Source organism: Pseudomonas sp. B21-031, assembly GCF_024748985.1.
In the GTDB taxonomy this organism is placed as follows: Bacteria; Pseudomonadota; Gammaproteobacteria; order Pseudomonadales; family Pseudomonadaceae; genus Aquipseudomonas; species Aquipseudomonas kermanshahensis.
This window is the reverse complement of sequence record NZ_CP087181.1, coordinates 5347306-5373076: the sequence shown is the minus strand read 5'-3', so window position 1 is coordinate 5373076 and position 25771 is coordinate 5347306. Positions and strand designations below refer to the sequence as shown.

General features: G+C 61.5%; 22 protein-coding genes and 2 tRNA genes. 16 read left to right on the top strand and 8 right to left on the bottom strand.

Annotated features, from left to right (window positions below; all coding sequences use genetic code 11):
* Positions 1 to 134: 134 nt before the first annotated feature.
* Together LOY53_RS24055 and LOY53_RS24050 are read right to left on the bottom strand one after the other, a co-directional pair.
* A tRNA-Leu gene (locus LOY53_RS24055) sits at positions 135 to 221 on the bottom strand.
* 88 nt (positions 222 to 309) lie between these two features.
* A tRNA-Leu gene (locus LOY53_RS24050) sits at positions 310 to 396 on the bottom strand.
* A 275-nt stretch (positions 397 to 671) separates the two neighbouring features.
* On the opposite strand from LOY53_RS24050, the gene rnr reads away from it, so the two are divergent.
* The 8 genes from rnr to LOY53_RS24010 all read left to right on the top strand — a co-directional run bounded on the left by rnr (position 672) and on the right by LOY53_RS24010 (position 10254).
* Positions 672 to 3251, top strand: coding sequence for a ribonuclease R (rnr, locus tag LOY53_RS24045; protein WP_085272311.1), 2580 nt, complete (start codon positions 672 to 674; stop codon positions 3249 to 3251).
* A complete protein-coding gene (gene rlmB, locus LOY53_RS24040) occupies positions 3248 to 3994 on the top strand; it encodes a 23S rRNA (guanosine(2251)-2'-O)-methyltransferase RlmB (protein ID WP_027592540.1) in 747 nt (248 codons plus the stop codon). Before rnr ends, rlmB begins: the two co-directional genes overlap by 4 nt.
* 287 nt (positions 3995 to 4281) lie before the next feature.
* Positions 4282 to 4707 (top strand): 30S ribosomal protein S6, encoded by a 426-nt coding sequence (gene rpsF, locus LOY53_RS24035; RefSeq protein WP_003249557.1) that lies wholly within the window; start codon positions 4282 to 4284, stop codon positions 4705 to 4707.
* Between the two features lie 28 nt (positions 4708 to 4735).
* The gene (rpsR, locus tag LOY53_RS24030) at positions 4736 to 4966 is read left to right on the top strand and encodes a 30S ribosomal protein S18 (protein WP_003249563.1); all 231 of its coding nucleotides are present in this window, start codon (positions 4736 to 4738) and stop codon (positions 4964 to 4966) included.
* Positions 4967 to 4999: 33 nt separating this feature from the next.
* Positions 5000 to 5863, top strand: coding sequence for a hypothetical protein (locus LOY53_RS24025; protein ID WP_085272312.1), 864 nt, complete (start codon positions 5000 to 5002; stop codon positions 5861 to 5863).
* Between the two features lie 20 nt (positions 5864 to 5883).
* On the top strand, positions 5884 to 6330 hold the full coding sequence (gene rplI, locus LOY53_RS24020; RefSeq protein WP_012316464.1) for a 50S ribosomal protein L9: 447 nt from the start codon (positions 5884 to 5886) through the stop codon (positions 6328 to 6330).
* 113 nt (positions 6331 to 6443) lie between these two features.
* Complete coding sequence (gene dnaB, locus LOY53_RS24015; protein ID WP_027592542.1) at positions 6444 to 7841, top strand: replicative DNA helicase; 1398 nt, start codon at positions 6444 to 6446, stop codon at positions 7839 to 7841.
* 112 nt (positions 7842 to 7953) lie between these two features.
* Positions 7954 to 10254, top strand: coding sequence for a YgiQ family radical SAM protein (locus tag LOY53_RS24010; RefSeq protein WP_099455486.1), 2301 nt, complete (start codon positions 7954 to 7956; stop codon positions 10252 to 10254).
* Between the two features lie 134 nt (positions 10255 to 10388).
* On the opposite strand, the gene LOY53_RS24005 is transcribed toward LOY53_RS24010, so the two are convergent.
* Complete coding sequence (locus LOY53_RS24005) at positions 10389 to 10976, bottom strand: TIGR00730 family Rossman fold protein (RefSeq protein ID WP_252825997.1); 588 nt, start codon at positions 10974 to 10976, stop codon at positions 10389 to 10391.
* 349 nt (positions 10977 to 11325) lie between these two features.
* Here LOY53_RS24005 and azu point away from each other — a divergent pair, with 349 nt between their 5' ends.
* Positions 11326 to 11775 (top strand): azurin, encoded by a 450-nt coding sequence (gene azu, locus LOY53_RS24000; RefSeq protein WP_027592545.1) that lies wholly within the window; start codon positions 11326 to 11328, stop codon positions 11773 to 11775.
* A 119-nt stretch (positions 11776 to 11894) separates the two neighbouring features.
* Here the strand turns inward: azu and nadE are convergent, their stop codons facing one another.
* Together nadE and pncB are read right to left on the bottom strand one after the other, a co-directional pair.
* Entirely contained in the window at positions 11895 to 12722 is an 828-nt protein-coding gene (gene nadE / locus LOY53_RS23995; protein WP_186702388.1) for an ammonia-dependent NAD(+) synthetase, read from the bottom strand.
* A gap of 3 nt (positions 12723 to 12725) precedes the next feature.
* Positions 12726 to 13931, bottom strand: coding sequence for a nicotinate phosphoribosyltransferase (gene pncB / locus LOY53_RS23990; protein WP_085272316.1), 1206 nt, complete (start codon positions 13929 to 13931; stop codon positions 12726 to 12728).
* A 470-nt stretch (positions 13932 to 14401) separates the two neighbouring features.
* Between pncB and LOY53_RS23985 the strand changes: the two genes are divergently transcribed.
* The 6 genes from LOY53_RS23985 (at position 14402) to LOY53_RS23960 (ending at position 20872) form a co-directional block, all read left to right on the top strand.
* The gene (locus tag LOY53_RS23985; protein ID WP_027592548.1) at positions 14402 to 15538 is read left to right on the top strand and encodes a branched-chain amino acid ABC transporter substrate-binding protein; all 1137 of its coding nucleotides are present in this window, start codon (positions 14402 to 14404) and stop codon (positions 15536 to 15538) included.
* 158 nt (positions 15539 to 15696) lie between these two features.
* A complete protein-coding gene (locus tag LOY53_RS23980) occupies positions 15697 to 16611 on the top strand; it encodes an ABC transporter permease subunit (RefSeq protein WP_016489422.1) in 915 nt (304 codons plus the stop codon).
* A gap of 2 nt (positions 16612 to 16613) precedes the next feature.
* Complete coding sequence (gene livM / locus LOY53_RS23975) at positions 16614 to 17915, top strand: high-affinity branched-chain amino acid ABC transporter permease LivM (protein WP_258703367.1); 1302 nt, start codon at positions 16614 to 16616, stop codon at positions 17913 to 17915.
* Positions 17912 to 18787, top strand: coding sequence for an ABC transporter ATP-binding protein (locus LOY53_RS23970; RefSeq protein WP_252825994.1), 876 nt, complete (start codon positions 17912 to 17914; stop codon positions 18785 to 18787). The genes livM and LOY53_RS23970 overlap by 4 nt, the downstream gene beginning before the upstream one ends.
* Positions 18784 to 19500 (top strand): ABC transporter ATP-binding protein, encoded by a 717-nt coding sequence (locus LOY53_RS23965; RefSeq protein WP_027592551.1) that lies wholly within the window; start codon positions 18784 to 18786, stop codon positions 19498 to 19500. The genes LOY53_RS23970 and LOY53_RS23965 overlap by 4 nt, the downstream gene beginning before the upstream one ends.
* Before the next feature lie 604 nt (positions 19501 to 20104).
* A complete protein-coding gene (locus tag LOY53_RS23960; RefSeq protein ID WP_258703366.1) occupies positions 20105 to 20872 on the top strand; it encodes an SDR family oxidoreductase in 768 nt (255 codons plus the stop codon).
* Positions 20873 to 20971: 99 nt separating this feature from the next.
* Here LOY53_RS23960 and LOY53_RS23955 read toward each other — a convergent pair whose 3' ends face one another.
* The 3 genes from LOY53_RS23955 to LOY53_RS23945 form a co-directional block, all read right to left on the bottom strand.
* Positions 20972 to 22069, bottom strand: a complete 1098-nt coding sequence (locus LOY53_RS23955) for an AGE family epimerase/isomerase (RefSeq protein ID WP_258703365.1) — start codon at positions 22067 to 22069, stop codon at positions 20972 to 20974.
* Positions 22070 to 22183: 114 nt separating this feature from the next.
* The gene (locus LOY53_RS23950) at positions 22184 to 22816 is read right to left on the bottom strand and encodes a TetR family transcriptional regulator (RefSeq protein ID WP_027592554.1); all 633 of its coding nucleotides are present in this window, start codon (positions 22814 to 22816) and stop codon (positions 22184 to 22186) included.
* Positions 22817 to 22940: 124 nt separating this feature from the next.
* Positions 22941 to 23348 (bottom strand): hypothetical protein, encoded by a 408-nt coding sequence (locus tag LOY53_RS23945; RefSeq protein ID WP_027592555.1) that lies wholly within the window; start codon positions 23346 to 23348, stop codon positions 22941 to 22943.
* A 339-nt stretch (positions 23349 to 23687) separates the two neighbouring features.
* On the opposite strand from LOY53_RS23945, the gene LOY53_RS23940 reads away from it, so the two are divergent.
* A complete protein-coding gene (locus LOY53_RS23940) occupies positions 23688 to 25754 on the top strand; it encodes an AsmA family protein (RefSeq protein ID WP_252825991.1) in 2067 nt (688 codons plus the stop codon).
* The last annotated feature ends 17 nt before the right edge of the window (positions 25755 to 25771 follow it).

The following is a 25771-nucleotide window of genomic DNA, read 5'->3' as shown; positions in this document are numbered from 1 at the left end:
GGCCGTGTGACAAGAAATTCATGGGCAGACGATCGTCGAGCAGCTGAATTTTTTGGCCGGAGGGGAGGGCGTAGCGGGTGGAGCAAAAAACGCAGGCAAGAAAAAACCCACTAGCAAGCTAGTGGGTTTTTATATGGTGCCCAGGAGAAGACTCGAACTTCCACGACCGTTAAGTCACTGATACCTGAAACCAGCGCGTCTACCAATTCCGCCACCTGGGCAAAGCTTTACATCAGCTGGTGAAGGCGACTATCGTTCGCTTTCACACAGTAGTAATAGATCCTTGGTCATCTATTACTTGATAATACTTGGTGCCCAGGAGAAGACTCGAACTTCCACGACCGTTAAGTCACTGATACCTGAAACCAGCGCGTCTACCAATTCCGCCACCTGGGCACACATTTCGTCGAGGTCACATGATGCTTTACATCGCGTTTCATCTCAACTACAACGTCGTCTGTCCGTCGTTGTGGTGCGCACTATACGGACGGTCCTGAGGGCTGTAAACCCCCTGATCAAAAAAAATTTCAAATTTTTCAACTTGTTGATTCTTCAGCCCTATTACACCTTCCTCGGCTCATCGCCGGGGGGCTGTCCAAGGCTGTCATTTCCGGTTTCAATACGCCTATGCCAGAATTCCTATCTATATACCCCAAGGTGAACCCCTTCTGATGGCCGATTGGCAATCCCTCGATCCCGAGGCCGCTCGCGAAGCGGAAAAATACGACAACCCTATCCCCAGCCGTGAGCTGATCCTCCAGCGTCTTGCCGATCGTGGCGAGCCGGCCGCCCGCGAGGAGCTGGCGGCAGAATTCGGTCTGTACGAGGAAGACCAGATTGAAGCCCTGCGCCGCCGCCTGCGTGCCATGGAGCGCGACGGCCAGCTTATCTATACCCGGCGTGGCACCTATGCCCCGGTAGATAAGCTGGACCTTATCTGTGGCCGCATTTCCGGCCACCGCGACGGTTTTGGCTTCCTCATCCCTGATGACAAGAGCGACGACCTGTTCCTCAGCCCTTCGCAGATGCGCCTGGTATTCGATGGCGACCGCGCCCTGGCGCGTGTGTCCGGCACCGACCGCCGTGGCCGCCGTGAAGGTGTATTGGTAGAAGTCATCTCCCGCGCGCATGAAAGCGTGGTCGGGCGTTACTTCGAAGAGGGCGGTATCGGCTACGTGACGCCGGACAACCCGAAGATCCAGCAGGAAGTGCTGGTGACCGCCGGTCGCAATGGCGGCGCCAAGATCGGCCAGTTCGTCGAGATCAAGATCACGCACTGGCCCACCCCGCGCTTCCAGCCGCAAGGCGATGTGATCGAAGTGATCGGCAACTACATGGCGCCGGGCATGGAAATCGACGTTGCCCTGCGCAGCTACGACATTCCGCACGTCTGGCCCGATGACGTGGTCAAGGAGGCGCGCAAGTTCCGCTCCGAAGTGGAAGAGAAGGACAAGGAAAAGCGCATTGACCTGCGCCACCTGCCTTTCGTCACCATCGACGGCGAAGATGCCCGTGACTTCGACGATGCGGTGTATTGCGAGCCGCTGGGCAAGCTGCGCCTGTTCTCCGGTGGCTGGCGCCTGTACGTGGCGATTGCCGACGTTTCCAGCTACGTGCGCCTGGGTTCTGCCCTGGACGTCGAGGCCCAGCAGCGTGGCAACTCGGTGTACTTCCCCGAGCGCGTGGTGCCGATGCTCCCCGAAGAGCTGTCCAACGGCCTGTGCTCGCTGAACCCGCACGTCGATCGCCTGGCCATGGTCTGCGAAATGACCATCAACAAAGCCGGCCAGATGGTCGACTACCAGTTCTACGAAGGCGTGATCCACTCCCATGCCCGCCTGACCTACAACAAAGTCAGCAGCATGCTCGAGCATGCCCGCACCCGTGAAGGGAAGGCGCTGCGCGAGGAGTACAAGGAAGTCCTGCCGGACCTGAAGAGCCTCTACGCGCTCTACAAGGTGCTGCTGGACGCGCGCCACACCCGCGGCGCGATCGACTTCGAGACCCAAGAAACCCGCATCATCTTTGGCGACCAACGCAAGATCGCCGAGATCCGCCCGACCGTGCGCAACGATGCCCACAAGCTGATCGAGGAATGCATGCTGGCGGCCAACGTGGCCACCGCCGAGTTCCTGCAGAAGCACGGCGTGCCGGCGCTGTACCGCGTGCACGATGGCCCGCCGCCGGAGCGCCTGGAAAAACTGCGCGCCTTTCTCGGTGAACTGGGCTTGTCGCTGCACAAGGGCAAGGACCCGTCGCCGAAGGACTACCAGGCCCTGCTGGCGAGCATTTCCGAGCGCCCAGACTTCCACCTGATCCAGACCGTGATGCTGCGCTCGCTGAGCCAGGCGGTGTACAGCACCGACAACAACGGCCACTTCGGCCTGAATTACGAGGCTTACACCCACTTCACCTCGCCGATTCGTCGTTACCCGGACCTGCTGGTGCACCGTGCCATCCGCAGCATCATCCGCTCCAAGGTGGATACCCCGCACGTCAAGCGTGCTGGCGCCATGAGCATTCCCAAGGCGCGCATCTACCCGTACGACGAGAACACCCTCGAGCAGCTCGGCGAGCAGTGCTCGATGACCGAACGCCGTGCCGACGAGGCAACGCGCGATGTGGTCAACTGGCTCAAGTGCGAGTTCATGAAGGACCGCGTAGGCGAGACCTTCCCGGGTGTGATTACCGCGGTGACCGGTTTCGGCTTGTTCGTCGAGCTGACGGACATCTACGTAGAAGGCCTGGTGCACGTCAGTGCGCTGCCGGGCGACTACTACCACTTCGACCCGGTTCATCATCGCCTGTCCGGCGAGCGTACCGGGCGTAGCTTCCGCCTGGGCGACACGATCGAAGTCAAGGTTATGCGCGTCGACCTGGACGAGCGCAAGATCGACTTCGAAGTCTCCGAGAAGACCCTCAGCGGGCCGATCGGTCGCAAGCAGCGTGGCGCCGCAGCGTCCGCAGACGGCAAGCCCGAGCAGCCGCAACCGGCCACCGAGGCGAAAGCCACGCCCAAGCCGCGCAGCCGCAAGAGCGAGGCGTCCGAGGCTTACTTCCCTAAAGATGCCGTGCAGCGCAACGCTGAAGTGCGCAAGAGCCGCGAGATGAAGAAGGCGTTGATGACCGACGCTCGCAGCAGTGCCGGCAGCAAGTCGGAGAAGGGTGGCAAGCCATCCGGCAAGCCGACCAAGCATCGCAAAGGCCCGCCGAAGTCCGGTGCGCCCCGCAAGAGCAAGAGCAAGTCATGAGTCAGCTGGAAAAGATCTACGGCGTACACGCCGTGCAGGCGTTGTTGCAGCACCACCCCAAGCGGGTCAAGCAGGTCTGGCTGTCGGAAGGGCGCAGCGAACCGCGCCTGCAGAAGCTGCTGGAGCTGGCCGCAGAAAACCGCGTAGCGGTCGGCCAGGCCGAGCGCCGCGAACTGGATGCCTGGGTCGAAGGTGTGCACCAGGGTGTGGTCGCCGAGGTCAGCCCGAGCCAGGTGTGGGGTGAGTTGATGCTCGAGGAGTTGCTCGAGCGCACCGAAACGCCACCGCTGATCCTGGTCCTGGACGGCGTCACCGACCCGCACAACCTCGGCGCCTGCCTGCGCACCGCCGATGCCGCCGGTGCCACGGCGGTGGTGGTGCCCAAGGACAAGTCCGCGACCCTGACGCCGGTGGTGCGCAAGGTGGCCTGCGGCGCTGCGGAAGTGATTCCGTTGGTGGCCGTGACCAACCTGGCGCGCACGCTTGAAAAGCTTCAGCAGCGTGGCCTGTGGGTGGTCGGCACGGCCGGTGAGGCCGAGCAGGAGATCTACCAGCAGGACCTGACCGGGCCGCTGGTGATGATCATGGGGGCAGAAGGCAAGGGCATGCGCCGCCTGACCCGGGAGCATTGCGATTTCCTGGTCAAGTTGCCGATGGGCGGTAGCGTCAGCAGCCTGAACGTTTCGGTGGCGACCGGTGTTTGCTTGTTCGAGGCAGTGCGCCAGCGTCAAGCCAAGCGCTGATTCATACCTGCGCGGGCCTCTTTGCGGGCAAGCCCGCTCCCACAGGGTCCGGTGAGATCCCTGTAGGAGCGGGTTTACCCGCGAAGCGGACAGTGCAGGCTAATGTGTTTCTGGCTGTTCAAATAATCGCCAATTACCTTGCTTGTCCGCCCCGCCTTCTCTACAATTGCGCCCCTTGCCGAGCTGGCAGGCGCTCATGTGCCTCCCCTCCATGGCAAGACATACAGTGTCATTCACTCCTTGTCTGACCAGCGTTCTGGCAGACTACTAACCCGTAAGGAGCATTCATGCGTCATTACGAAATCATCTTTCTGGTTCACCCGGACCAGAGCGAGCAAGTCGGCGGCATGGTTGAGCGTTACACCAAGCTGATCGAAGAAGATGGTGGCAAAATCCACCGCCTGGAAGACTGGGGCCGTCGTCAACTGGCCTACGCAATCAACAATGTTCACAAGGCTCACTACGTGATGCTGAACGTTGAGTGCACCGGCAAGGCCCTGGCCGAGCTGGAAGACAACTTCCGCTACAACGATGCCGTGATCCGTAACCTGGTCATCCGTCGCGACGAAGCCGTAACCGGTCAGTCCGAGATGCTGAAGGCAGAAGAGAACCGCAGCGAGCGCCGTGAGCGTCGTGAGCGTCCTGAGCATGCTGACTCCGCCGAAGGCGATGACAGCAATGACAGCGACTCCAGCGATAACGCTGACGAGTAATCCACGGACCTTTTGAGGAGCCTATTACATGGCACGTTTCTTCCGTCGTCGTAAATTCTGCCGCTTCACTGCTGAAGACGTGAAAGAGATCGACTTCAAAGATCTCAACACCCTGAAAGCTTACGTATCCGAAACCGGCAAGATCGTTCCAAGCCGTATCACCGGTACCAAAGCTCGTTATCAGCGTCAGCTGGCTACCGCTATCAAGCGCGCCCGCTTCCTGGCCCTGCTGCCCTACACCGACAGCCACGGCCGCTGAGACCGGGTCGTCGACAAGCAGTAAGGGATAAGCATGCGAGCGTTAGCTGATTTCATCATGCGCGGTCGTGTGCAGGCCACCCTGGTGGTGGTCATCAGTGCAGTGTTACCGCTGTTGTTCTGGTTGAGTGCCGCTGCCGGAAGCCTCGTGCTTCTGCGGCGCGGGTTCAAGGATGCTTCAACGGTCATCGCGTTTGGGCTTTTGCCCGCGGTGGCCATCTGGGCCTTTGGCGACCCCAGTACCTTGCTGGTGCTGTTGGGGACGCTGGGGCTGGCCGCCTTGTTGCGTGCCGGGCATTCCTGGAGCCGGGTGTTGATGTTCAGTGTTGTGTTGGGGCTGGTTTACAGCCTCATCCTGGACACGGTACTGCGTGAAACCTTCGAGGTGTTGGCCAAGGCGCTTGTACAAGCCCTGCCACAAATCGAAGGCAAGCCGGTGATCCCCGGTGAGCTGATCGGCCCTGTGCTGGTCGCTTCAACGGCGGTGATGCTGCAGCTGTTCAGCGTGCTGGCTTTGATGCTGGCGCGTTATTGGCAGGCTGCGTTGTACAACCCTGGAGGCTTCGGTCGCGAGTTTCGCGCCTTGAAGTTGCCGCGGGTAACCATGCTGGCTTTGGTGGCCATGATGGTGCTGGGTCCGTTCATCGGGCCGCAGTTCATCGTCCTGGCCTCTGCGTCCAGCCTGGTGCTCGTCCTGGCCGGCATCGCCTTGATGCATGGGCTGGTGGCACAGGGCCGATTGGCCGGTTTCTGGCTGGTGGGCATGTACGTGACGCTGCCGCTGATCATGCAGCTGATTTATCCGTTGCTCGTGGTTTTGGCCATTGTCGACAGCCTGATTGATTTTCGCGGTCGCAAGTCCCCTGAGGGGAATGACTCCGCGAACGGTGAAGGTTAAAAGTTAAGAGGTTTTACCAAATGGAACTGATCCTGCTGGAAAAAGTCGCTAACCTGGGCAACCTGGGCGACAAAGTAAAAGTTAAGGCTGGTTACGGCCGTAACTTCCTGCTGCCATTCGGCAAGGCCACCGTTGCCAACGCCGCCAACCTGGCTGCGTTCGAAGAGCGTCGCGCCGAGCTGGAAAAAGCAGCTGCTGACCGTAAATCGTCGGCTGAAAGCCGCGCTGCCCAACTGGCCGAGCTGGAAGTGACCATCACTGCCACCGCTGGCGACGAAGGCAAGCTGTTCGGTTCGATCGGCACCCACGACATCGCTGACGCCCTGACCGCCTCCGGCGTTGAAGTGGCCAAAGCTGAAGTTCGTCTGCCGAACGGCACCATCCGTCAGGTTGGCGAATACGACGTAGCCGTGCACCTGCACAGCGACGTTGAAGCCACCGTACGTGTGGTCGTCGTAGCTGCCTAAGCTGCGCTGACTGGCTGGCCGCACGCGGCCCAGCCGGTTAACATCGGGCACGGTCCTGTCTTTCACAGGCCGTGCCCTTTGTCTTTTTCGTCCCCCAGAATTTATTCGTGGCCATGAACGAGATCACCACCTCCGAACAGCTTGACCTGCAAACCGCATCCCTGAAGGTGCCGCCGCATTCCATCGAGGCCGAACAGGCTGTGCTCGGTGGCCTGATGCTGGACAACAACGCCTGGGAGCGGGTACTGGATCAGGTGTCGGATGGCGATTTCTATCGGCATGACCACCGCCTGATCTTCCGCGCCATCCACAAGCTGGTCGACCTGAACCATCCGTTCGATGTGGTCACGTTGCACGAGCAGTTGGACAAGGAGGGCGTGTCGTCGCAAGTCGGCGGCCTGGCCTACCTGGCGGAGCTGGCCAAGAACACCCCGTCGGTGGCCAACATCAAGGCCTACGCCGCGATCATTCGCGAGCGGGCCACGTTGCGTCAGCTGATCAGCATCAGCACCGACATCGCCGACAACGCGTTCAACCCGCAAGGGCGCAACGCCGAAGAGATCCTCGACGACGCCGAGCGGCAGATCTTCCAGATCGCCGAGGCCCGGCCGAAGACCGGTGGCCCGGTAGGGGTCAACGAGCTGTTGACCAAGGCCATCGACCGGATCGACACGCTGTTCAACTCCGACAGCGATATCACGGGTATCTCCACCGGGTATACCGACCTGGACGAGAAGACCAGTGGCTTGCAGGCAGCCGACCTGATCATCGTCGCCGGCCGTCCATCGATGGGTAAGACCACCTTCGCCATGAACCTGGTGGAAAACGCCGTGCTGCGCAGCGACAAGGCGGTGCTGGTGTTCTCCCTCGAGATGCCAGGCGAATCGCTGATCATGCGTATGCTCTCGTCCCTCGGGCGCATCGACCAGACCAAGGTCCGTTCCGGCCAGCTGGACGACGACGACTGGCCGCGCCTGACCTCGGCGGTCAACCTGCTCAACGACCGCAAGCTGTTCATCGACGATACCGCCGGCATCAGCCCATCGGAAATGCGTGCGCGTACCCGCCGCCTGGCGCGTGAGCACGGTGAAATTGGCATGATCATGGTCGACTACCTGCAGCTGATGCAGATCCCGGGTTCTGCCGGCGACAACCGGACCAACGAGATTTCCGAGATCTCCCGCTCGCTCAAGGCCCTGGCCAAGGAATTCAACTGCCCGGTGATCGCCCTGTCGCAGCTGAACCGCTCCCTGGAACAGCGGCCGAACAAGCGCCCGGTGAACTCCGACTTGCGTGAATCGGGTGCAATCGAGCAGGACGCCGACGTGATCATGTTCGTCTACCGCGACGAGGTGTATCACCCGGAAACCGAGCACAAGGGCATTGCCGAGATCATCATCGGTAAACAGCGTAACGGCCCCATCGGCTTCATCCGCCTGGCCTTCATCGGCAAGTACACCCGCTTCGAGAACCTCGCGCCGGGCATGTACAACTTCGACGACGACGAATAAGCGCAGGGTTTGCGTATTGCAGATGAATCCGACCTCTGCCGTCGGATTTGATCAAAATTTGTGCTATATTCCGCGCCCGCGATTTCCCTGAACACCAGAACCGGTCACTGACATGCAAGCAGCCAAACCACTCTACGACTATCCCAAGTACTGGGCCGAATGCTTCGGGCCAGCACCGTTCCTGCCCATGAGCAGGGAGGAGATGGATCAGCTCGGCTGGGATTCCTGCGACATCATCATCGTGACCGGGGACGCCTACGTCGACCACGCGTCGTTCGGCATGGCCATCATCGGCCGTCTGCTGGAAGCCCAGGGCTTCCGCGTGGGCATCATCGCCCAGCCAAACTGGCAGTCCAAAGACGACTTCATGAAGCTGGGCGAGCCGAACCTGTTCTTCGGCGTCGCGGCCGGCAACATGGACTCGATGATCAACCGCTACACCGCGGACAAGAAGATCCGTTCCGACGACGCCTACACCCCAGGCGGCATGGCCGGCAAGCGCCCGGACCGCGCCAGCCTGGTGTACAGCCAGCGTTGCAAGGAAGCCTACAAGCACGTGCCGATCGTGCTCGGTGGCATCGAGGCCTCGCTGCGCCGCATCGCCCATTATGATTACTGGCAGGACAAGGTCCGCCATTCGATCCTGATCGACGCCAGCGCCGACATCCTGCTGTACGGCAACGCCGAGCGGGCCATTGTCGAAGTCGCCCAGCGCCTGTCCCAGGGTGAGAGCATCGAACACATCACCGACGTGCGCGGCACCGCGTTCGTGCGCCGTGACACGCCGCAGGGCTGGTTCGAGATCGACTCCACCCGCATCGACCGCCCTGGCCGCGTCGACAAGATCATCAACCCCTACGTCAACACCCAAGACACCCAGGCGTGTGCCATCGAGCAAGCCAAAGGTGACGTGGAAGACCCGAACGAAGCCAAGGTGGTGCAGATTCTCGACAGCCCGGGCATGACCCGCGACAAGTCGGTGATCCGCCTGCCGTCGTTCGAGAAGGTGCGTAACGACCCCGTGCTGTATGCCCACGCCAACCGCGTGCTGCACTTGGAAACCAACCCAGGCAACGCCCGCGCCCTGGTGCAGAAGCATGGCGAAGTGGACGTGTGGTTCAACCCGCCACCCATCCCCATGACTACCGAAGAGATGGACTACGTGTTTGGCATGCCTTACGCACGTATTCCGCACCCGGCCTATGGCAAAGAGCGCATCCCGGCGTACGAGATGATCCGCTTCTCGGTGAACATCATGCGTGGCTGCTTCGGTGGCTGCACCTTCTGCTCGATCACCGAGCACGAAGGGCGGATCATCCAGAACCGCTCCCACGAATCGATCCTGCACGAGATCGAGGAGATGCGTGACAAGGTGCCGGGCTTCACCGGCGTGGTTTCCGACCTTGGCGGCCCGACCGCCAACATGTACCGCATCGCCTGCAAGAGCCACGAGATCGAGAAGCACTGCCGCAAGCCGTCGTGCGTGTTCCCGGGTATCTGTGAAAACCTCAACACCGACCACAGCTCGTTGATCGAGCTGTACCGCAAGGCGCGTGCCTTGCCGGGTGTGAAGAAGATCCTGATCGCCTCGGGCCTGCGTTACGACCTGGCGGTCGAGTCGCCGGAGTACGTCAAGGAGCTGGTCACCCACCACGTGGGCGGCTACCTGAAGATTGCCCCGGAGCACACCGAGCGTGGCCCGCTGGACAAGATGATGAAGCCGGGCATCGGCACCTATGACCGCTTCAAGCGCATGTTCGAGAAGTTCTCGAAAGAGGCGGGCAAGGAGCAGTACCTGATCCCGTACTTCATCGCTGCCCACCCAGGCACCACCGACGAAGACATGATGAACCTGGCCCTGTGGCTCAAGGGCAACGGCTTCCGCGCCGACCAGGTGCAGGCCTTCTACCCGTCGCCCATGGCGTCGGCCACGGCCATGTACCACTCGGGCAAGAACCCGCTGCGCAAGGTGACCTACAAGAGCGAAGGCGTGGAGATCGTCAAGAGCGAGGAGCAGCGCCGTCTGCACAAGGCGTTCTTGCGCTATCACGATCCGAAGGGCTGGCCGATGCTGCGTGAGGCGCTGGAGCGCATGGGCCGTGCCGATTTGATCGGGCCAGGCAAGCACCAGCTGATTCCGCTGCACCAGCCGCAGTCCGACAGCTACCAGAGCGCCCGCCGCAAGAACTCGACGCCGGCTGGCAGCCACAAGGTGGGCAAGGAGCAGAAGATCCTGACCCAGCACACCGGCCTGCCACCGCGTGGCAGCGATGGCAGCAAGCCGTGGGACAAGCGTGAGAAGGCCAAGGCCGAGGCATTTGCCCGCAACCAGCAGGCGGCCAAGGAGCGCAAGGAAGCGGCCAAGGGTGGCGGCAAGGGTAAGAAGCCGCGTCAGCCCGTTATTCCGCGCTGAGGCTTGAAGGGGGCCGCGTTGCGGCCCATCGCAGGCAAGCCAGCTCCTACAGGTACAGCGCAGGCCTTGAATGCTGCATTGTATCTGTAGGAGCTGGCTTGCCTGCGATGGGCTGCAAAGCAGCCCCTTTCAGTTCAATCCGGCTGCTTGTCGACCCACTTCGGCGCCACCGGCGCGACGAATTCATTCATCCCATCCAGCAATGCATCCGCCTGCTGCCCCAGCAGCAACATCGCCCGATGCTGCGGCCGCACGAAACCTTCCTCGACGATATGGTCAAGGAACCCGCCCAGCTTTTCATAAAAGCCATTCACATCGAGCAGGCCCAGCGGCTTGGCGTGATAGCCCAGTTGCCCCCACGTCCACACCTCGAACAACTCCTCCAGCGTACCCAGCCCACCCGGCAGCGCGATGAAGGCATCGCTGAGTTCGGCCATGCGCGCCTTGCGCGCGTGCATGCCATCGACCACCTCCAGGCGGCTCAGGCCCTTGTGGCCCACCTCGGCGTCCAGCAGGCTTTGCGGGATGATCCCGACCACTTCGCCTCCCGCAGCCATGGCAGCGTCGGCCACGACGCCCATCAAGCCCACAGCGCCGCCACCATAAACCAGGGTCAGACCGCGCCGGGCAATGGCCTGGCCAAGGGCGACGGCCGCTTCACGGTAAGCAGGGTTGGCGCCGATGCTGGCGCCGCAGAAGACACACACGGAACGTACAAGCATTGCTCATCTCCAATCACTCAGAATGACAGGGTACGGCGCATGCCTGGCAGTTCCAAGGCCGGTGTCATTCCGGCCGGGAGAATTCGCAGACAGCACCCGTGGCACCCTGGGCATAGGCGGCAAGCAGGCTGTTCATGAAGCTGGAAATGCGCATTTGGTATTGCTCCTAAATGAGAGGTTGTCCCATCCTCCAATAAAAGGGCATGATGTGCCCTTAGATTGGTTGTATACAATCCATTGAACAATTCTACTGGCTGGCCACTTGACACCCCCTTGACCCATATCAGAAAGGGGCTGAACGGTTTCAGGCAGTCTCGCAATTGATAAAACCCTGCCAAGGAGATTCATGATGTTTGCGAAAGCTGTAGCGGTATCCCTGCTGACCCTCGCCAGCGCCTCTGTCTTCGCAGCCGAATGCTCGGTGACTGTCGAATCGACGGACCAGATGTCCTATACCACCAAGGAATTCACCGTCGACAAGAGCTGCAAGGAGTTCACCGTCAAACTGACCCACTCCGGCAACCTGCCGAAGAACGTCATGGGCCATAACCTGGTGATCAGCAAGACTGCTGACATGCAGGCGATTGCCACCGAAGGCATGAGCCAGGGCATCGAGAAGGGCTACCTGAAAGAAGACAACGCCAACATCATCGCCCACACCGCGATGATCGGTGCGCCTGAGAAAGAAACCGAAGTGAAGTTCGACACGTCCAAGCTGGAAGCCGGTGGCGACTACAGCTTCTTCTGCACCTTCCCGGGCCACATCTCGATGATGAAGGGCAAGGTTGTCGTCAAGTAATTGAGTTAGGGGAGGGCTTTGCCCTCCATTCGCAGCGCAAAGCTGCTCCTACAAGCGATTGCATTCGCTTGTAGGAGCAGCCTTGCGCTGCGAATGGGGCGCAAAGCGGCCCCAGGCCCTCAAGGCGCGAACGGCAGTTCGCGCTTGTGCTGGGTCTTGCGGTAGGTCGCTACGATTATATCGAACGCTGCCTGATCAACCGGCTGCCCCTGCAGGAACGCATCGATCTGCTGATACGTCACGCCATGTGACGCCTCGTCCGGCTTGCCCGGCTCAAGGTCTTCCAGGTCTGCTGTCGGCACCTTCTCCACCAGCGATTCCGGCGCACCAAAGCGGCGCGCAATGGCCCGTACCTGGTTTTTCACCAGCCCGCTCAGCGGGGCCAGGTCGCAGGCACCATCACCAAACTTGGTAAAGAAGCCCATTACCGCTTCGGCGGCATGGTCAGTGCCGATCACCAGGCCTGCACGGGCGCCGGCGATGGTGTATTGGGCGACCATGCGGGTACGCGCCTTGACGTTGCCGACAACGAAGTCCACCAGCGTCGGCGAGCCGTTTTTCAGTTCCACCACCTCAGCTGCCAACGCCTTTACTGCCGGGGCAATGTCGACGGTGTGCACCTCATCGGCCTTGATCACGTCAAGGCACGCCTGGGCGTCATGCTCGTCATGCTGCACCTGATAGGGCAAGCGCACGGCAATGAAGGTGTAGGCCTTATCGCCGGTTTCGGCACGCAGCTCGTTGATCGCGCGCTGGGCAAGCAGGGCAGCGGTCAGTGAGTCGACACCGCCACTGATGCCCAATACCAGCGTCTTGAGCCGGGCATTGGCCAGGCACTCCTTGATGAACGCCACGCGCCGAGCCACTTCGTTGTCGAGCGCGGCGGCATCGGCGAACGGTGGCTGCACCTTGAGCGCTTGGGCAATCTCTCGCTGAACGGCTTGCATGGGTTACTCCTTGCTGGGGATTTTGAAAACGTGGCGCATGTAGGCAACGAAGTTCTCGTCGCGGCACTGGGTCTTGGCCGCCTCGTCAGAGATTTTCGCCACCGGCGAGCCATTGCAGTCGGTCATTTTAAGCACGATGTTCATCGGCGCCACACCCGGTATGTCGCAGGTCAGGTTGGTGCCGATGCCGAAACTGACGTTGATGCGGCCGCGCAGGGCACGGAAGATTTCCAGCGAACGGGTCAGGTTGAGGCCGTCGGAAAACACCAGGGTCTTGGTCATCGGGTCGATACCCAGCTTCTGGTAATGGACGATGGCTTTTTCCGCCCAGGCCACTGGCTCGCCCGAATCGTGGCGCAGGCCGTCGAACAGCTTGGCGAAGTACAAATCGAAATCGCCGAGGAAGGCGTCCATGGTGATGCAGTCGGTCAGGGCGATGCCCAGCAGGCCGCGGTACTCGCGTACCCAGCAGTCCAGTGCGGCGCTCTGGCTGTCGATCAAGCGCGGGCCGAGCTGTTGGTGAGCCATGATCCATTCGTGGGCCATGGTGCCCAGCGGCTTGATATCCAGTTTCCATGCCAGGTCGACGTTGCTGGTGCCCACGAAACGGGCCGGGAAGTCATCACGCAGCACCCGTACCACCTCTTCCTGAACACGGCTGGAAAACCGCCGGCGGGTGCCGAAATCGGCCACCTGCAGGTCGGCCAGCTCGTCGTCACTGGCGTGCGCGCGCAGCCAGTCGAACTTGCGGTACAGCTGGTCGCGGGCTTCGGCCAAGCGCATGTGTGGGTGCAGGTGGCGGTTGCGCACTTCGCTGATGATGGCCAACAAGGGCACTTCAAACAGGATCACGTGCAGCCAGGGACCACGCAGGCGTAGAAACAGTTGATCGTTTTCGATGCCGATGCGCACGTAGCGCAGGTTGAAGCGGAACAGGCGCAGAAACCGCAGGAAGTCTGGCTTGAGAAAGCTGATACGTTCCAGAAAGCCCAGTTGGCCTTCATCCAGGGTCAGGTCGCTTAACAGTTCGAGCTGGTTGCGGATCTCGCCGAGGTAGGGGCGCAGGTCTTCGCCGTTGCGGCAGCGAAACTCCCATTCCACGTCGGCGTCCGGGTAGTTGTGCAGCACACCCTGCATCATGGTGAGTTTGTAGAAGTCGGTGTCGAGCAGGTTGTGCACGATGCGCTCGGCGAATGCGCTCTCGCTCATCAAGGGTGGCTCCGGAAGCGGCGAATGGCGGCCATTGTGCCAGCCTTTTGCATTTTCATGTTTCGGCTGCGGCCCATTCGCGGGCAAGCCGCTCCCATCTAGCCGGCATAACGGCCAAAACAGAGGTGTTTTTCCGTGCGCCCGCTAGCCTTGAAACGGTGCTGCCTGTAGCAGTCGCGCACCAGCGGTGTGCACTTCGGTGACGTCGGCTGTTACAGGGCGGTTGCACGTAAACACTTGCCAGGGTTGCAATGATGGCACTCCACGGTTGCTCCTTGTCTGTACGTGTGGTGGCGCCTGCCGCGCGGCAGACGGTTGCACGCTCAATAAAGAAAAGGCCGTCGGTCGCCTGCCAGCCACCCTTGCTGTGTGATTTCCCGGAATACAAAACCAATGGCACGGCCCTTGCTCTGAGCACAGGGTTGAGAAGTTGTAGTGCCAACCAAAAAAAACTCTAGGAGCACCACCTCATGTCGCAGACGTTTTACAAGAAAGGTTTCCTGGCTCTGGCCGTCGCTACGGCACTGGGTATTTCTTCGTATGTTCAGGCCGACATCAAGATCGGCGTCGCAGGCCCGATGACCGGTGCCAACGCAGCGTTTGGCGAGCAGTACATGAAAGGTGCCCAGGCGGCAGCCGACAAGATCAACGCCGAAGGTGGGGTCAACGGCGAGAAGATCGTCCTGGTGAAAGGGGATGACGCCTGCGAACCGAAGCAAGCCGTGGCCGTGGCCAACCGCCTGGTCGACCAGGACAAAGTGGCAGGGGTGGTCGGCCACTTCTGCTCCTCCAACACCATCCCTGCTTCCGAGGTGTACGACGAAGCCGGTGTGATCGCCATCACCCCAGGCTCGACCAACCCGCAGGTGACCGAGCGCGGCCTTTCCGCGATGTTCCGCATGTGTGGCCGTGACGACCAGCAGGGCATCGTTGCCGGTGACTACATCGTCGATGTGCTCAAAGGCAAGAAGGTGGCCGTACTGCACGACAAGGACACCTACGGCCAAGGCCTGGCCGATGCCACCAAGGCGCAGCTCGAGAAGCGTGGCGTGAAGCCTGTGCTGTACGAAGGCCTGACCCGCGGCGAGAAAGACTTCAGCGCCGTGGTCACCAAGATCCGCTCCACCGGCGCCGACGTGGTCTATTTCGGTGGCCTGCACCCGGAAGCCGGCCCACTGGTACGCCAGCTGCGTGAACAAGGCCTGAAGGACGTCAAGTTCATGTCCGATGACGGCATCGTCACCGACGAACTGGTGTCCACGGCGGGTGGCGCGCAGTACGTCGATGGCGTGTACATGACCTTCGGCGCCGACCCACGCCTGCTGCCGGACAGCAAGGCCGTGGTGGAAGAGTTCCGCAAGAACGGTACCGAGCCTGAAGGCTACACCCTGTACGCCTATGCCTCGCTGCAGGCGCTTGCCGCCGCGTTCAACGGTGCCAAGTCGAACAAAGGCGAAGACGCCGCCAAATGGCTCAAGGCCAACCCGGTCAAGACCGTCATGGGCGAGAAGAAATGGGACAGCAAGGGCGACCTGACCGTCTCCGACTACGTGGTCTACCAGTGGGACAAAGACGGTAAATACCACCAGCTGGAAAAACAAAAATAATAACGGCTACCGGCCCGGGTGCTTACTGCCCCGGGCTGCAGCCCCCGCGGTACCTGTCTTTATCCGTAGATCTGCACAGTTCTGCGCTGCGAGGGCCGCTGCATTCAGGGCCCGCCGTGGTAGGCGCTCGTGCAATCTCAATCAGGTGAGATTGCGTTATGGATGGTATTTTTCTGCAGCAACTGGTCAATGGCCTGACCCTCGGGTCGGTCTATGGCCTGATCGCCATCGGCTACACAATGGTCTATGGCATCATCGGCATGATCAACTTCGCGCACGGCGAGGTGTATATGATTTCCGCGTACCTCGCGGCGATCAGCCTGGCATTGCTGGCCTATTTCGGCGTCGAATCGTTCCCGCTTCTGATGCTGGGCACGCTGTTGTTCACCGTCGTCGTCACGGGCGTCTATGGCTTCACCATCGAACGCATCGCCTACAAACCCCTGCGCAACTCCACCCGTCTGGCACCGCTGATCAGTGCCATCGGCATCTCGCTGATCCTGCAAAACTATGCACAGATCAGCCAGGGCGCCCGCCAGCAAGGCGTGCCAACCCTGCTTGAAGGTGCCTTGCGGGTAGAAGTCGGCACCGGCTTCGTGCAATTGACCTACACCAAGATCTTCATCCTGATTGCCGCATTCGTCGGCATGGGCCTGCTGACCTATGTGATCAAGTACACCAAGCTCGGCCGCATGTGCCGCGCCACGCAGCAAGATCGCAAGATGGCTTCGATCCTGGGCATCAACACCGATCGGGTGATTTCCTACGTATTCGTCATCGGTGCAGTCATGGCCGCACTGGCGGGTGTGCTGATCACCATGAACTACGGCACCTTCGACTTCTATGCCGGCTTCATCATCGGCATCAAGGCGTTCACGGCGGCGGTATTGGGCGGCATCGGTTCGCTACCGGGGGCCATGCTCGGCGGCATCATCCTCGGCATCTCCGAGTCGCTGTTCTCTGGCCTGATCAACTCCGACTACAAGGACGTATTCAGCTTCTCGCTGCTGGTGATGATCCTCATCTTCCGTCCCCAAGGCCTGCTGGGTCGCCCGCTCGTGGCTAAGGTGTGAACATGTCCACTGCCAAAACTGCCCCTGTTTCCGAAACCCATGGTTTCGACCTCAAACGCAGCCTGCTGGAGACCATCGTCGCCGGCCTGCTGGCGCTCATTGTCTTTGGCCCGGTCGTCGGCGTGGTGCTCGACGGCTACAGCTTCAATGCCGAACCCCGCCGCGTGGCGTGGCTGGTTGGCGGGGTAATGGTCGGGCGCTTCCTGCTCAGCCTGTACCTGCAGACAGGCGCCGGGCGGCGCATGCTCCAAGGCTTCGACAACGGCGGCTCGGGCGTGCATGTGAATGCGCCGGACTACAAGTCGCGGCTGCGCTACATCATCCCGGCGCTGGTGGTGATTGCCATCGTCTTCCCAATCTTTGCTAACAAGTACCTGCTGACCGTGGTCATCCTCGGCCTGATCTACGTGCTGCTGGGCCTTGGCCTGAACATCGTGGTCGGCCTGGCGGGCCTGCTCGACCTGGGTTACGTGGCGTTCTACGCCATCGGCGCCTATGGCCTGGCGCTGGGCTACCAGTACCTGGGCCTGGGCTTCTGGAGCGTGCTGCCGCTGGCGGCCATCGCGGCGTCGCTGGCGGGGTGCATACTCGGCTTCCCGGTGTTACGCATGCACGGTGACTACCTGGCGATCGTGACCCTGGGCTTTGGCGAGATCATCCGCCTGGTGCTGAACAACTGGCTGTCGTTCACCGGCGGCCCGAACGGCATGCCGGCGCCTTCGCCGACCTTCTTTGGCCTTGAATTTGGCCGCCGGGCCAAGGACGGTGGGGTGCCGATCCATGAGTTTCTTGGCATCGATTACAACGCCAACCTGAAGTTCGTGTTCATCTACGCTGTGCTGTTCCTGGTGGTGTTGGCAGTGCTGTACATCAAGCACCGGTTGACCCGCATGCCGGTCGGCCGCGCCTGGGAGGCCCTGCGTGAAGACGAGATCGCCTGCCGCTCGATGGGCCTGAACCACGTGCTGGTCAAGCTCTCTGCGTTCACCCTGGGGGCCTCCACTGCAGGCCTGGCGGGTGTGTTCTTCGCCACGTACCAGGGCTTCGTCAACCCGTCGTCGTTCACCTTCTTCGAGTCGGCGCTGATCCTCGCCATCGTCGTGTTGGGTGGCATGGGCTCGACCGTCGGTGTGGTGATCGCAGCGTTCGTGCTGACCGTGGCGCCAGAGCTGCTGCGCAGCTTCTCCGAATACCGCGTGCTGCTGTTTGGCGTATTGATGGTGTTGATGATGATCTGGCGACCGCGTGGGCTGATCCGCATCAGCCGTACCGGTGTGGTCCCGCGTAAAGGAGTGGCGCCATGAACGACGATATCATTCTGTCGGTCGACAACCTGATGATGCAGTTTGGCGGCATCAAGGCGCTGAGTGACGTGAGCCTCAAGGTACGGCGCAACCAGATCTTCGCGCTGATCGGCCCCAACGGTGCGGGCAAGACCACGGTGTTCAACTGCCTGACCGGCTTCTACAAAGCCAGCGGCGGGCGTATCGAACTGAACGTGCGCGGCAGCCAGACCAACGTCATCCAGTTGCTCGGCGAACGCTTCCAGGCGGCGGACTTCGTTTCGCCCGCGCGCTTTGCCAACCGCCTGTACTACAAGATGTTCGGCGGCACTCACTTGGTGAACCGCGCCGGCCTCGCCCGAACCTTCCAGAACATTCGCCTGTTCAAGGAAATGTCGGTGGTGGAGAACCTGTTGGTGGCCCAGCACATGTGGGTCAACCGCAACCTGCTGGCCGGGGTGCTCAACACCAAGGCCTACCGCAAGGCCGAGAGCGATGCCCTCGACCATGCGTTCTATTGGCTGGAAGTGGTCGACCTGGTCGATTGCGCCAACCGCTTGGCCGGTGAGTTGTCTTATGGCCAGCAGCGTCGCCTGGAAATCGCCCGGGCCATGTGCACGCGGCCGAAGATCATCTGCCTGGACGAACCGGCTGCCGGCCTCAACCCGCAGGAAACCGAGGCGCTCAGTGGCATGATCCGCGTGCTGCGTGACGAGCACGACATCACCGTGGTGCTGATCGAACACGACATGGGCATGGTCATGAGCATTTCCGACCATATCGTCGTGCTTGACCATGGCAACGTGATCGCCGAAGGCGCGCCACAGGAAATCCGCAACAACCCGACGGTGATTGCCGCCTACCTGGGTGCAGACGAAGAGGAACTGGTATGAGTGCACCCATTCTCGAGCTGAAGGAGCTGGATGTGTTCTACGGGCCGATCCAGGCCCTGAAGAAGGTGTCGATGCACATCAACGAAGGCGAGACGGTGAGCCTGATCGGTGCCAACGGTGCCGGCAAGTCGACCTTGCTGATGTCGATTTTCGGCCAGCCGCGCGCGTCTTCCGGGCACATCGTTTACCGGGGGACAGACATCACCCGCAAGTCGTCCCACTATATCGCTTCCAACGGCATTGCTCAGTCTCCCGAAGGGCGGCGGGTGTTCCCCGACATGACGGTCGAGGAAAACCTGATGATGGGCACCATCCCGATTGGCGACAAATACGCCAAGGAGGACATGGAGCGGATGTACGAGCTGTTCCCGCGGCTGAAGGAGCGGCGCACCCAGCGGGCCATGACCATGTCGGGGGGCGAGCAGCAGATGCTCGCCATCGCCCGCGCGCTGATGAGCCGGCCGAAGCTGTTGCTGCTCGATGAGCCCTCGCTGGGGCTGGCGCCGATCGTGGTCAAGCAGATCTTCGCCACCTTGCGTGAGTTGGCCAAGACGGGGATGACCATCTTCCTCGTTGAGCAGAACGCCAACCATGCGCTGAAGTTGTCGGACCGGGCGTATGTGATGGTCAACGGGCAGATCCGCATGACGGGCACCGGCCAGGAGTTGTTGGTGAACGAGGAAGTGCGCAGCGCCTATTTGGGCGGGCACTGAGTGGCAACACTGGGGCCGCATAGTGGCCCCAGTGCTTCAAGCCGAATGTGGACAACTTGTCGCACACCCTTCTTCAGCCTCTCCAAAAACCCTTCGCAAGCCATTGTTTCCACAGCCTTGTTTTACCCACGGATAATGTGGAACCGCCTGTGGAAAACATGGGTGCACCTCGCTACAGGCCTTTGTTATCAAGCCTTGCAGGGCGTTGATCATTTTTTGATCGCTTTGCCCTTGTGGATGATTTTTCACGGTTTTTTACTCACAGGGTGCAGCGTTCGAGGCCTTGTAAAACCTGTGGGTAAGTCTGTGCAAAAACCTTGGACAGACCGCTGCAAGCGGCATGGTTGAAAGCCTTGCGCCATCACCTCAGAGATATCCACCGACCGTGGATCGCTGAAAGGGTTCCGCGAACTCGACAAGTTGCCCCCAATCCGTGGGGAAAGCCTTGTGGATAACGTGCGCATAGCTGGCGCGAGGCCCTCTGCTACGCGGCTTTGGCAGGTATGATCATTTTTTGACCAATGGCTTCAATGGCTTGCTGCCTGCGTGGTACGAAGGCATGCTGCAAACCCTGCCGAAAATAATCCACAGCGAGGAACACAGCATGACGTCCACCGTATTCATCACTGGCGCGACTTCCGGTTTCGGCGAGGCCACCGCCCGACGTTTTGCACAGGCCGGCTGGAAGCTGATCCTCACCGGTCGCCGCAAGGAGCGCCTGGATGCGCTCTGCGCAGAACTGTCAGGCCAAACCGAGGTGCACGGCCTGGTGCTCGATGTGCGCGACCGCAACGCCATGGAGGCGGCCATCGGTAACCTGCCGCCTGGGTTCGATAAACTGCGTGGCCTGGTCAACAACGCTGGCCTGGCCCTGGGCGTGGATGCGGCGCAGAACTGCAGCCTGGACGACTGGGAAACCATGGTCGACACCAACATCAAGGGCCTGATGTACACCACGCGCCTGCTGCTGCCCCGGTTGATCGCCCACGGGCGTGGTGCGTCGATCCTCAACGTCGGCTCGGTGGCGGGCAATTACCCGTACCCGGGCAGCAACGTGTATGGCGGCACCAAGGCGTTCGTTGGGCAGTTCTCGCTGAGCCTGCGTTGCGACCTGCGCGGCACGGGCGTGCGCGTCAGCAACATCGAGCCGGGGCTGTGCGAGAGCGAGTTCTCGCTGGTGCGTTTCGGTGGCGACCAGGCCAAGTACGACGCCACCTACGCAGGTGCCGAGCCGATCCAGCCGCAGGATATCGCCGAGACCATCTTCTGGATTCTCAACCAGCCGGCGCACATCAACATCAACAGCCTGGAGCTGATGCCGGTGAGTCAGGACTGGGCAGGGTTCTCGATCGACCGGTCGGTCAAAGGTTAGTCCGAAGGCCTCTTCGCAGGGCAAGCCCGCTCCCACAGATTTCCCGCTCAGTTGAGCACAGCGGTAATCCTGTGGGAGCGGGCTTGCCCCGCGAATGCGTCAGCTCAGGCGCTGCAGGCCTTCCAGGCAGGTCGCCAGGTGATAGGGCGTAGTCGAAGGCATGTCATGCCGGCTAACCGCACCCTCGCCATCTCGGCACTCATACCAGCCGCCGTCATGCAGGAACCGCTGCTCCATCGCCTGCAACTGCGCAGCCAGTTTCGCCTCATTCTCTGACCGCAACGCCAGCGCCCGCAGGTACTCCGCCTGGGCCCAGATCCGCTGGGTGGCATCGAGCACCTTGCCGTCCACCGCCAGCATCGACAGCACCGCTGAATCTTTAACCCCGTACTGCTCGGCGTATTCGAAGGCGCGGGCAATGGAGCCATGCAGGGGCGTGCCACGTAGCAGGGGCGAGGTATCGAGTAGGTAGAACCACTCGAACTGATGACCCGGCTCGAACCAGTTATCCACAGCGCCGTTTGGCTTTTCCAGCATCAGGCCATGCTGCGGTTCGATGAACTGCGCCTGCAGGGCTTCGCACAGGTGCAGCAGGGCCTGCTGCACGCCTTCATCCTCACGCACGGCAAGCACTTGCAGGAACGCTTCGGCCAGGTGCATCTGCGGATTCTGCAGCGGGCCGCTGCCCAGGTCGGACCAGTCTTCACCCAGGCTGGCTTCGTATAGGCCGTCGTCGCGGGCGAACTGCTCGCTGACGATTTCCAGCGCAGCGTTCAGTGCAGCCTCCACCAGGCTCTCGCGAACCTTGCCCCAGTAATGGGCGCAGGCAAACACGATGAACGCATGGGTGTAGAGGTCTTTGCGGCGGTCCAGCGGCTTGCCTTCGGCATCGACGCTGTAGAACCAGCCACCGTGCTCGGCATCGTGAAAATGCCGCTGCAACGAACGGAACAACGCCGCCGCTCGCGCTGCCGCGCCGGGTTGCTCGATGCGGCTGCTGAACAGGTACAGCTGGCGAGCGCAGGCCATCGCCCGGTAGCGTTGCACGGGCAATGGCCGGTGCTGGGCGTCCAGGGCTTCGAAGGGCAGGGCCATTTCGTCGTTCCAGCCCGGGCCTTGCCACAGCGGCACGATACGCTCGGCGAAGTGCTGGTTGAAGCGGGCCAGTTCGGGCGGAGTGGGGCGGGGGTCGGACATGAAAGCGCTCGTCACAATCGGGCAGTGCGCCATGGTAGCAGAACTGGGGTTTTGGGTTGTTTACACGGGCCTCTTCGCGGGCTTGCCCGCGAAGAGGCCCGTGTAGCCAACAGATCAGCTCGGGTTACCCAAGCCTTGCCAATGGCGTGCGCCGACGAAGATGAAGCGCAGCTGCTGGGTGATCTTTTCCTGCGCGGTCAGGGCCTGTGGATAACCCGCGTCGGGGCTGTCGATCAGTTCCGGCAGGGTGGCAAACACGGTCTTCACCACCAGGTCGGCCATCACCGCCAGTGCCGCAGCGTCCAGGTGCTGCCAGCGCTTCATGCGTGCCAGGTCGGTGGCCAGGTCGTCGCTGATGTCCTGGCGCAGGCGGGCAATCGCCTGGCGGACCGCCTGCGAGCCCCCGTATTGTTCACGGGCCAGGAACAGGAACTGGGCGCGGTGGGCGGCGACCACGTCGAGGAAGATGCGTACCGAGGCATCGGTAATGCCACCAAATTCGAATTCGTTCTGGCGCACCAGGCGGATGGTCTGGCGGAAGGTGGTATCGACCTCGGCCACCAGGGCCAGGCCCAGTGCGTCCATGTCGGGGAAATGCCGGTAGAAACCGGTCGGTACGATACCCGCCGTTTTCGCCACTTCGCGCAGGCTGATGCTGCCGAAACCACGGCCACTCTCCATGAGCTGGCAGGCGGCATCGAGCAGGGCCTGGCGGGTCTGTAGCTTCTGTTCGGCGCGCGGCAGCATGGGGGCAGGATTCTGTGTCGGTCGAGGCTGGGCACTCTAGTTAAAAAAACGAAGCCCGGTCAATGGACCGGGCTTGGAGGTGAGCAGGCAATGTGCTGCAGGTTGTTCTTTTCGGCCATGGCGATCAGCTCACACGGCTGAGTTCAACCAGGCGATCCGAGCCACCTTCAGCTACGCGGCCACTGCGTTCGATCAAACGGTCGGCACCGCCTTCGGCGACTTGGCCAGCACGCTCGATCAGGCGATCGGAGCCACCTTCGGCAACCCGGCCAGTGCGTTCGATCAGGCGATCAGAGCCGCCTTCGGCTACACGGCCAGTGCGTTCGATCAAGCGATCGGAGCCGCCTTCGGCTACACGGCCAGTGCGTTCGATCAGGCGATCGGAGCCGCCTTCGGCAACGGTTTTCAGAGGCTGGGCGATTTCTGCGGCGCTGGAACGCGATTCGGCGGTCAGGTGCTGTTCAGCGGCCGGCAGGGCAAACGCGTTGGCAGCAAGCAGGGACAGGGTCAGGGTCAGCAGGTGGCGTTTCATGATTTCGGTGCTCCTCTGGGGGGCTGGAAAGTGGGTACGGAGCCAATGCTACGCCCGGGAACGCCAGAGAAAAGTTCATAAGGATAATGGTAACAATCGACAGCATTGATAGAGGCTGGTGAAGGCTCTAGTGCAGGTGTCTTGAGGTGGTTGATGGCTTTTTGGCTTCACGCTCTAGGGCCAGGGTAACGCCTTTGCCGAGCGCAAATGCTGAACAAGAAGCCAGGAAAAACTTCGCTATCATGGCGCCACGGATAAAACCCAGCGGGTTTTCATCAGTCCGAGTTAATGAGTGCCATCGGCGCCCGCTTTGTGCCATGCCGTCAGGAGAATCACGCAATGACGCGACCCGCCAGAATCCTCGTCTGGACCCTTGCCACCCTGTTGACCCTCGTGGCGATACTGGTGGTGGTAATCGCCACCTTCGACTGGAACCGCGTCAAGCCGTTGCTCAACGAGAAGGTATCCGAAGCCCTGCACCGGCCGTTCGCGATCAATGGCAACCTTGCCGTGCAGTGGCGCACCGAACCTGAAGAAGGTGGTTGGCGCGCGTGGGTGCCCTGGCCGCACTTCATTGCCGAGGACCTTACCCTGGGCAACCCCGATTGGCTCAAGGAGCCGAAAATGGTTGGCCTCGAGCGTGTGGAATTCCGCCTGGCGCCGCTGCCGCTGGTGTTCCAGCAGATTGTCATCCCCCGCATCAACCTGACTAAACCGACGGCCAGCCTCACTCGCCTGGCCGACGGACGCGCTAACTGGACCTTTGACTTCGGCCCCAAAGACGAAAACGCGCAACCCTCGAAATGGGAGTTGGACATCGGGGCCATCGGTTTTGACCAAGGCAACGTCAGCCTCGATGACCAGACCCTGAAGACCAGCATGAAGGTGCAGGTCGACCCGCTGGGCAAGCCGATCCCGTTCAGCGACATCGTCGGCAAGGCGCGTGCCGAGAAAACCGGCGGCGCCCAGGACTACGCTTTCGGCTTCAAGGCCCAAGGCCGCTACAAGGGCCAGCCAGTGTCCGGCACCGGCAAGATCGGTGGCCTGCTGGCGCTGCAGGATGCCAGCCAACCGTTCCCGTTGCAGGCCGATGTGCGCATCGCGGATACACACGTAGTGCTTGCCGGTACCCTGACTGACCCGCGCAACCTCGGCGCGCTCGACCTGCGCCTGCGCCTGTCCGGCAATAGCCTGGGCAACCTTTACCCATTGACCGGCGTGACCCTGCCGGACACCCCAGCTTATGCCACCGATGGCCACCTCAGCGCCAACCTGCATGCCGAGCAAGGCGCCACGTTCAATTACCAAGGGTTCAACGGCAAGATCGGCGACAGCGACATCCACGGCGACCTGGCCTTCGTGGCCAGCCAGCCACGGCCCAAACTCTCCGGCAAGCTGGTCTCCAACCAGCTCTTGTTCAAGGACCTGGCGCCGCTGATCGGTGCCGATTCCAACGCCGAGCAGAAAGCCCGCGGCGGAGCCAGCAAGCAGCCGACGGGCAAAGTGCTGCCGGTGGAGGAGTTTCGCACCGACCGCTGGCGCGCCATGGACGCCGACGTCGAATTTGCCGGCAAGCGCATCGTCCACAGTGAGCAATTGCCGTTCAACGACCTGTCTGCCCACGTGATTCTCGAAGACGGCCTGCTGCGCATGGCACCGCTGCGCTTTGGCGTGGCCGGCGGCAACCTGGCGTCCAGGATCCGCCTGGATGGCCGCAGCGTACCCTTGCAAGGCCGGGCACAGCTGACTGCGCGGGGCTTCAAGCTCAAGCAACTGTTCCCCACCTTCGCACCGATGCAGACCAGTTTTGGCGAGCTGAACGGCGATGCCGACATCACCGGCCGCGGTAACTCGGTGGCGGCACTGCTGGGCACGGCCAATGGCGACCTGCGCATGTTGATCAACGATGGTGCGGTGAGCCGCAGCCTGATGGAAATCGCCGGGCTGAACGTGGGCAACTACGTGATTGGCAAGTTGTTCGGTGACGAGGACGTGCAGATCAACTGCGCGGCGGCCGATGTCGGCATCAAGGACGGGCTGGCGACGACACGCCTGTTCATCTTCGATACCGAGAACGCGATCATCTACATCAACGGCACGGCGAACTTTGCCAGCGAGCAGCTTGACCTGAAGATCACCCCGGAGTCGAAAGGGCTGCGGCTGTTCTCGCTGCGTTCGCCTTTATACGTGCGCGGGCCGTTTGCCAAGCCCAGTGCCGGGGTGCAGGCAGTGCCATTGGCGTTGCGTGGCGCGGGGATGGTGGCGCTAGGGGTGGTCGCGGGGCCGGCGGCGGGGTTGCTGGCATTGATCGCGCCGAGCAGTGGGGATGAGCCTAATCAGTGCACGCCGTTGTTGCAGCAGATGAGGGCGGGCAAGGCGCCGACTGAGGTGAAAGGCAAGAAATGAGTGAAGGGGGCCGCTTT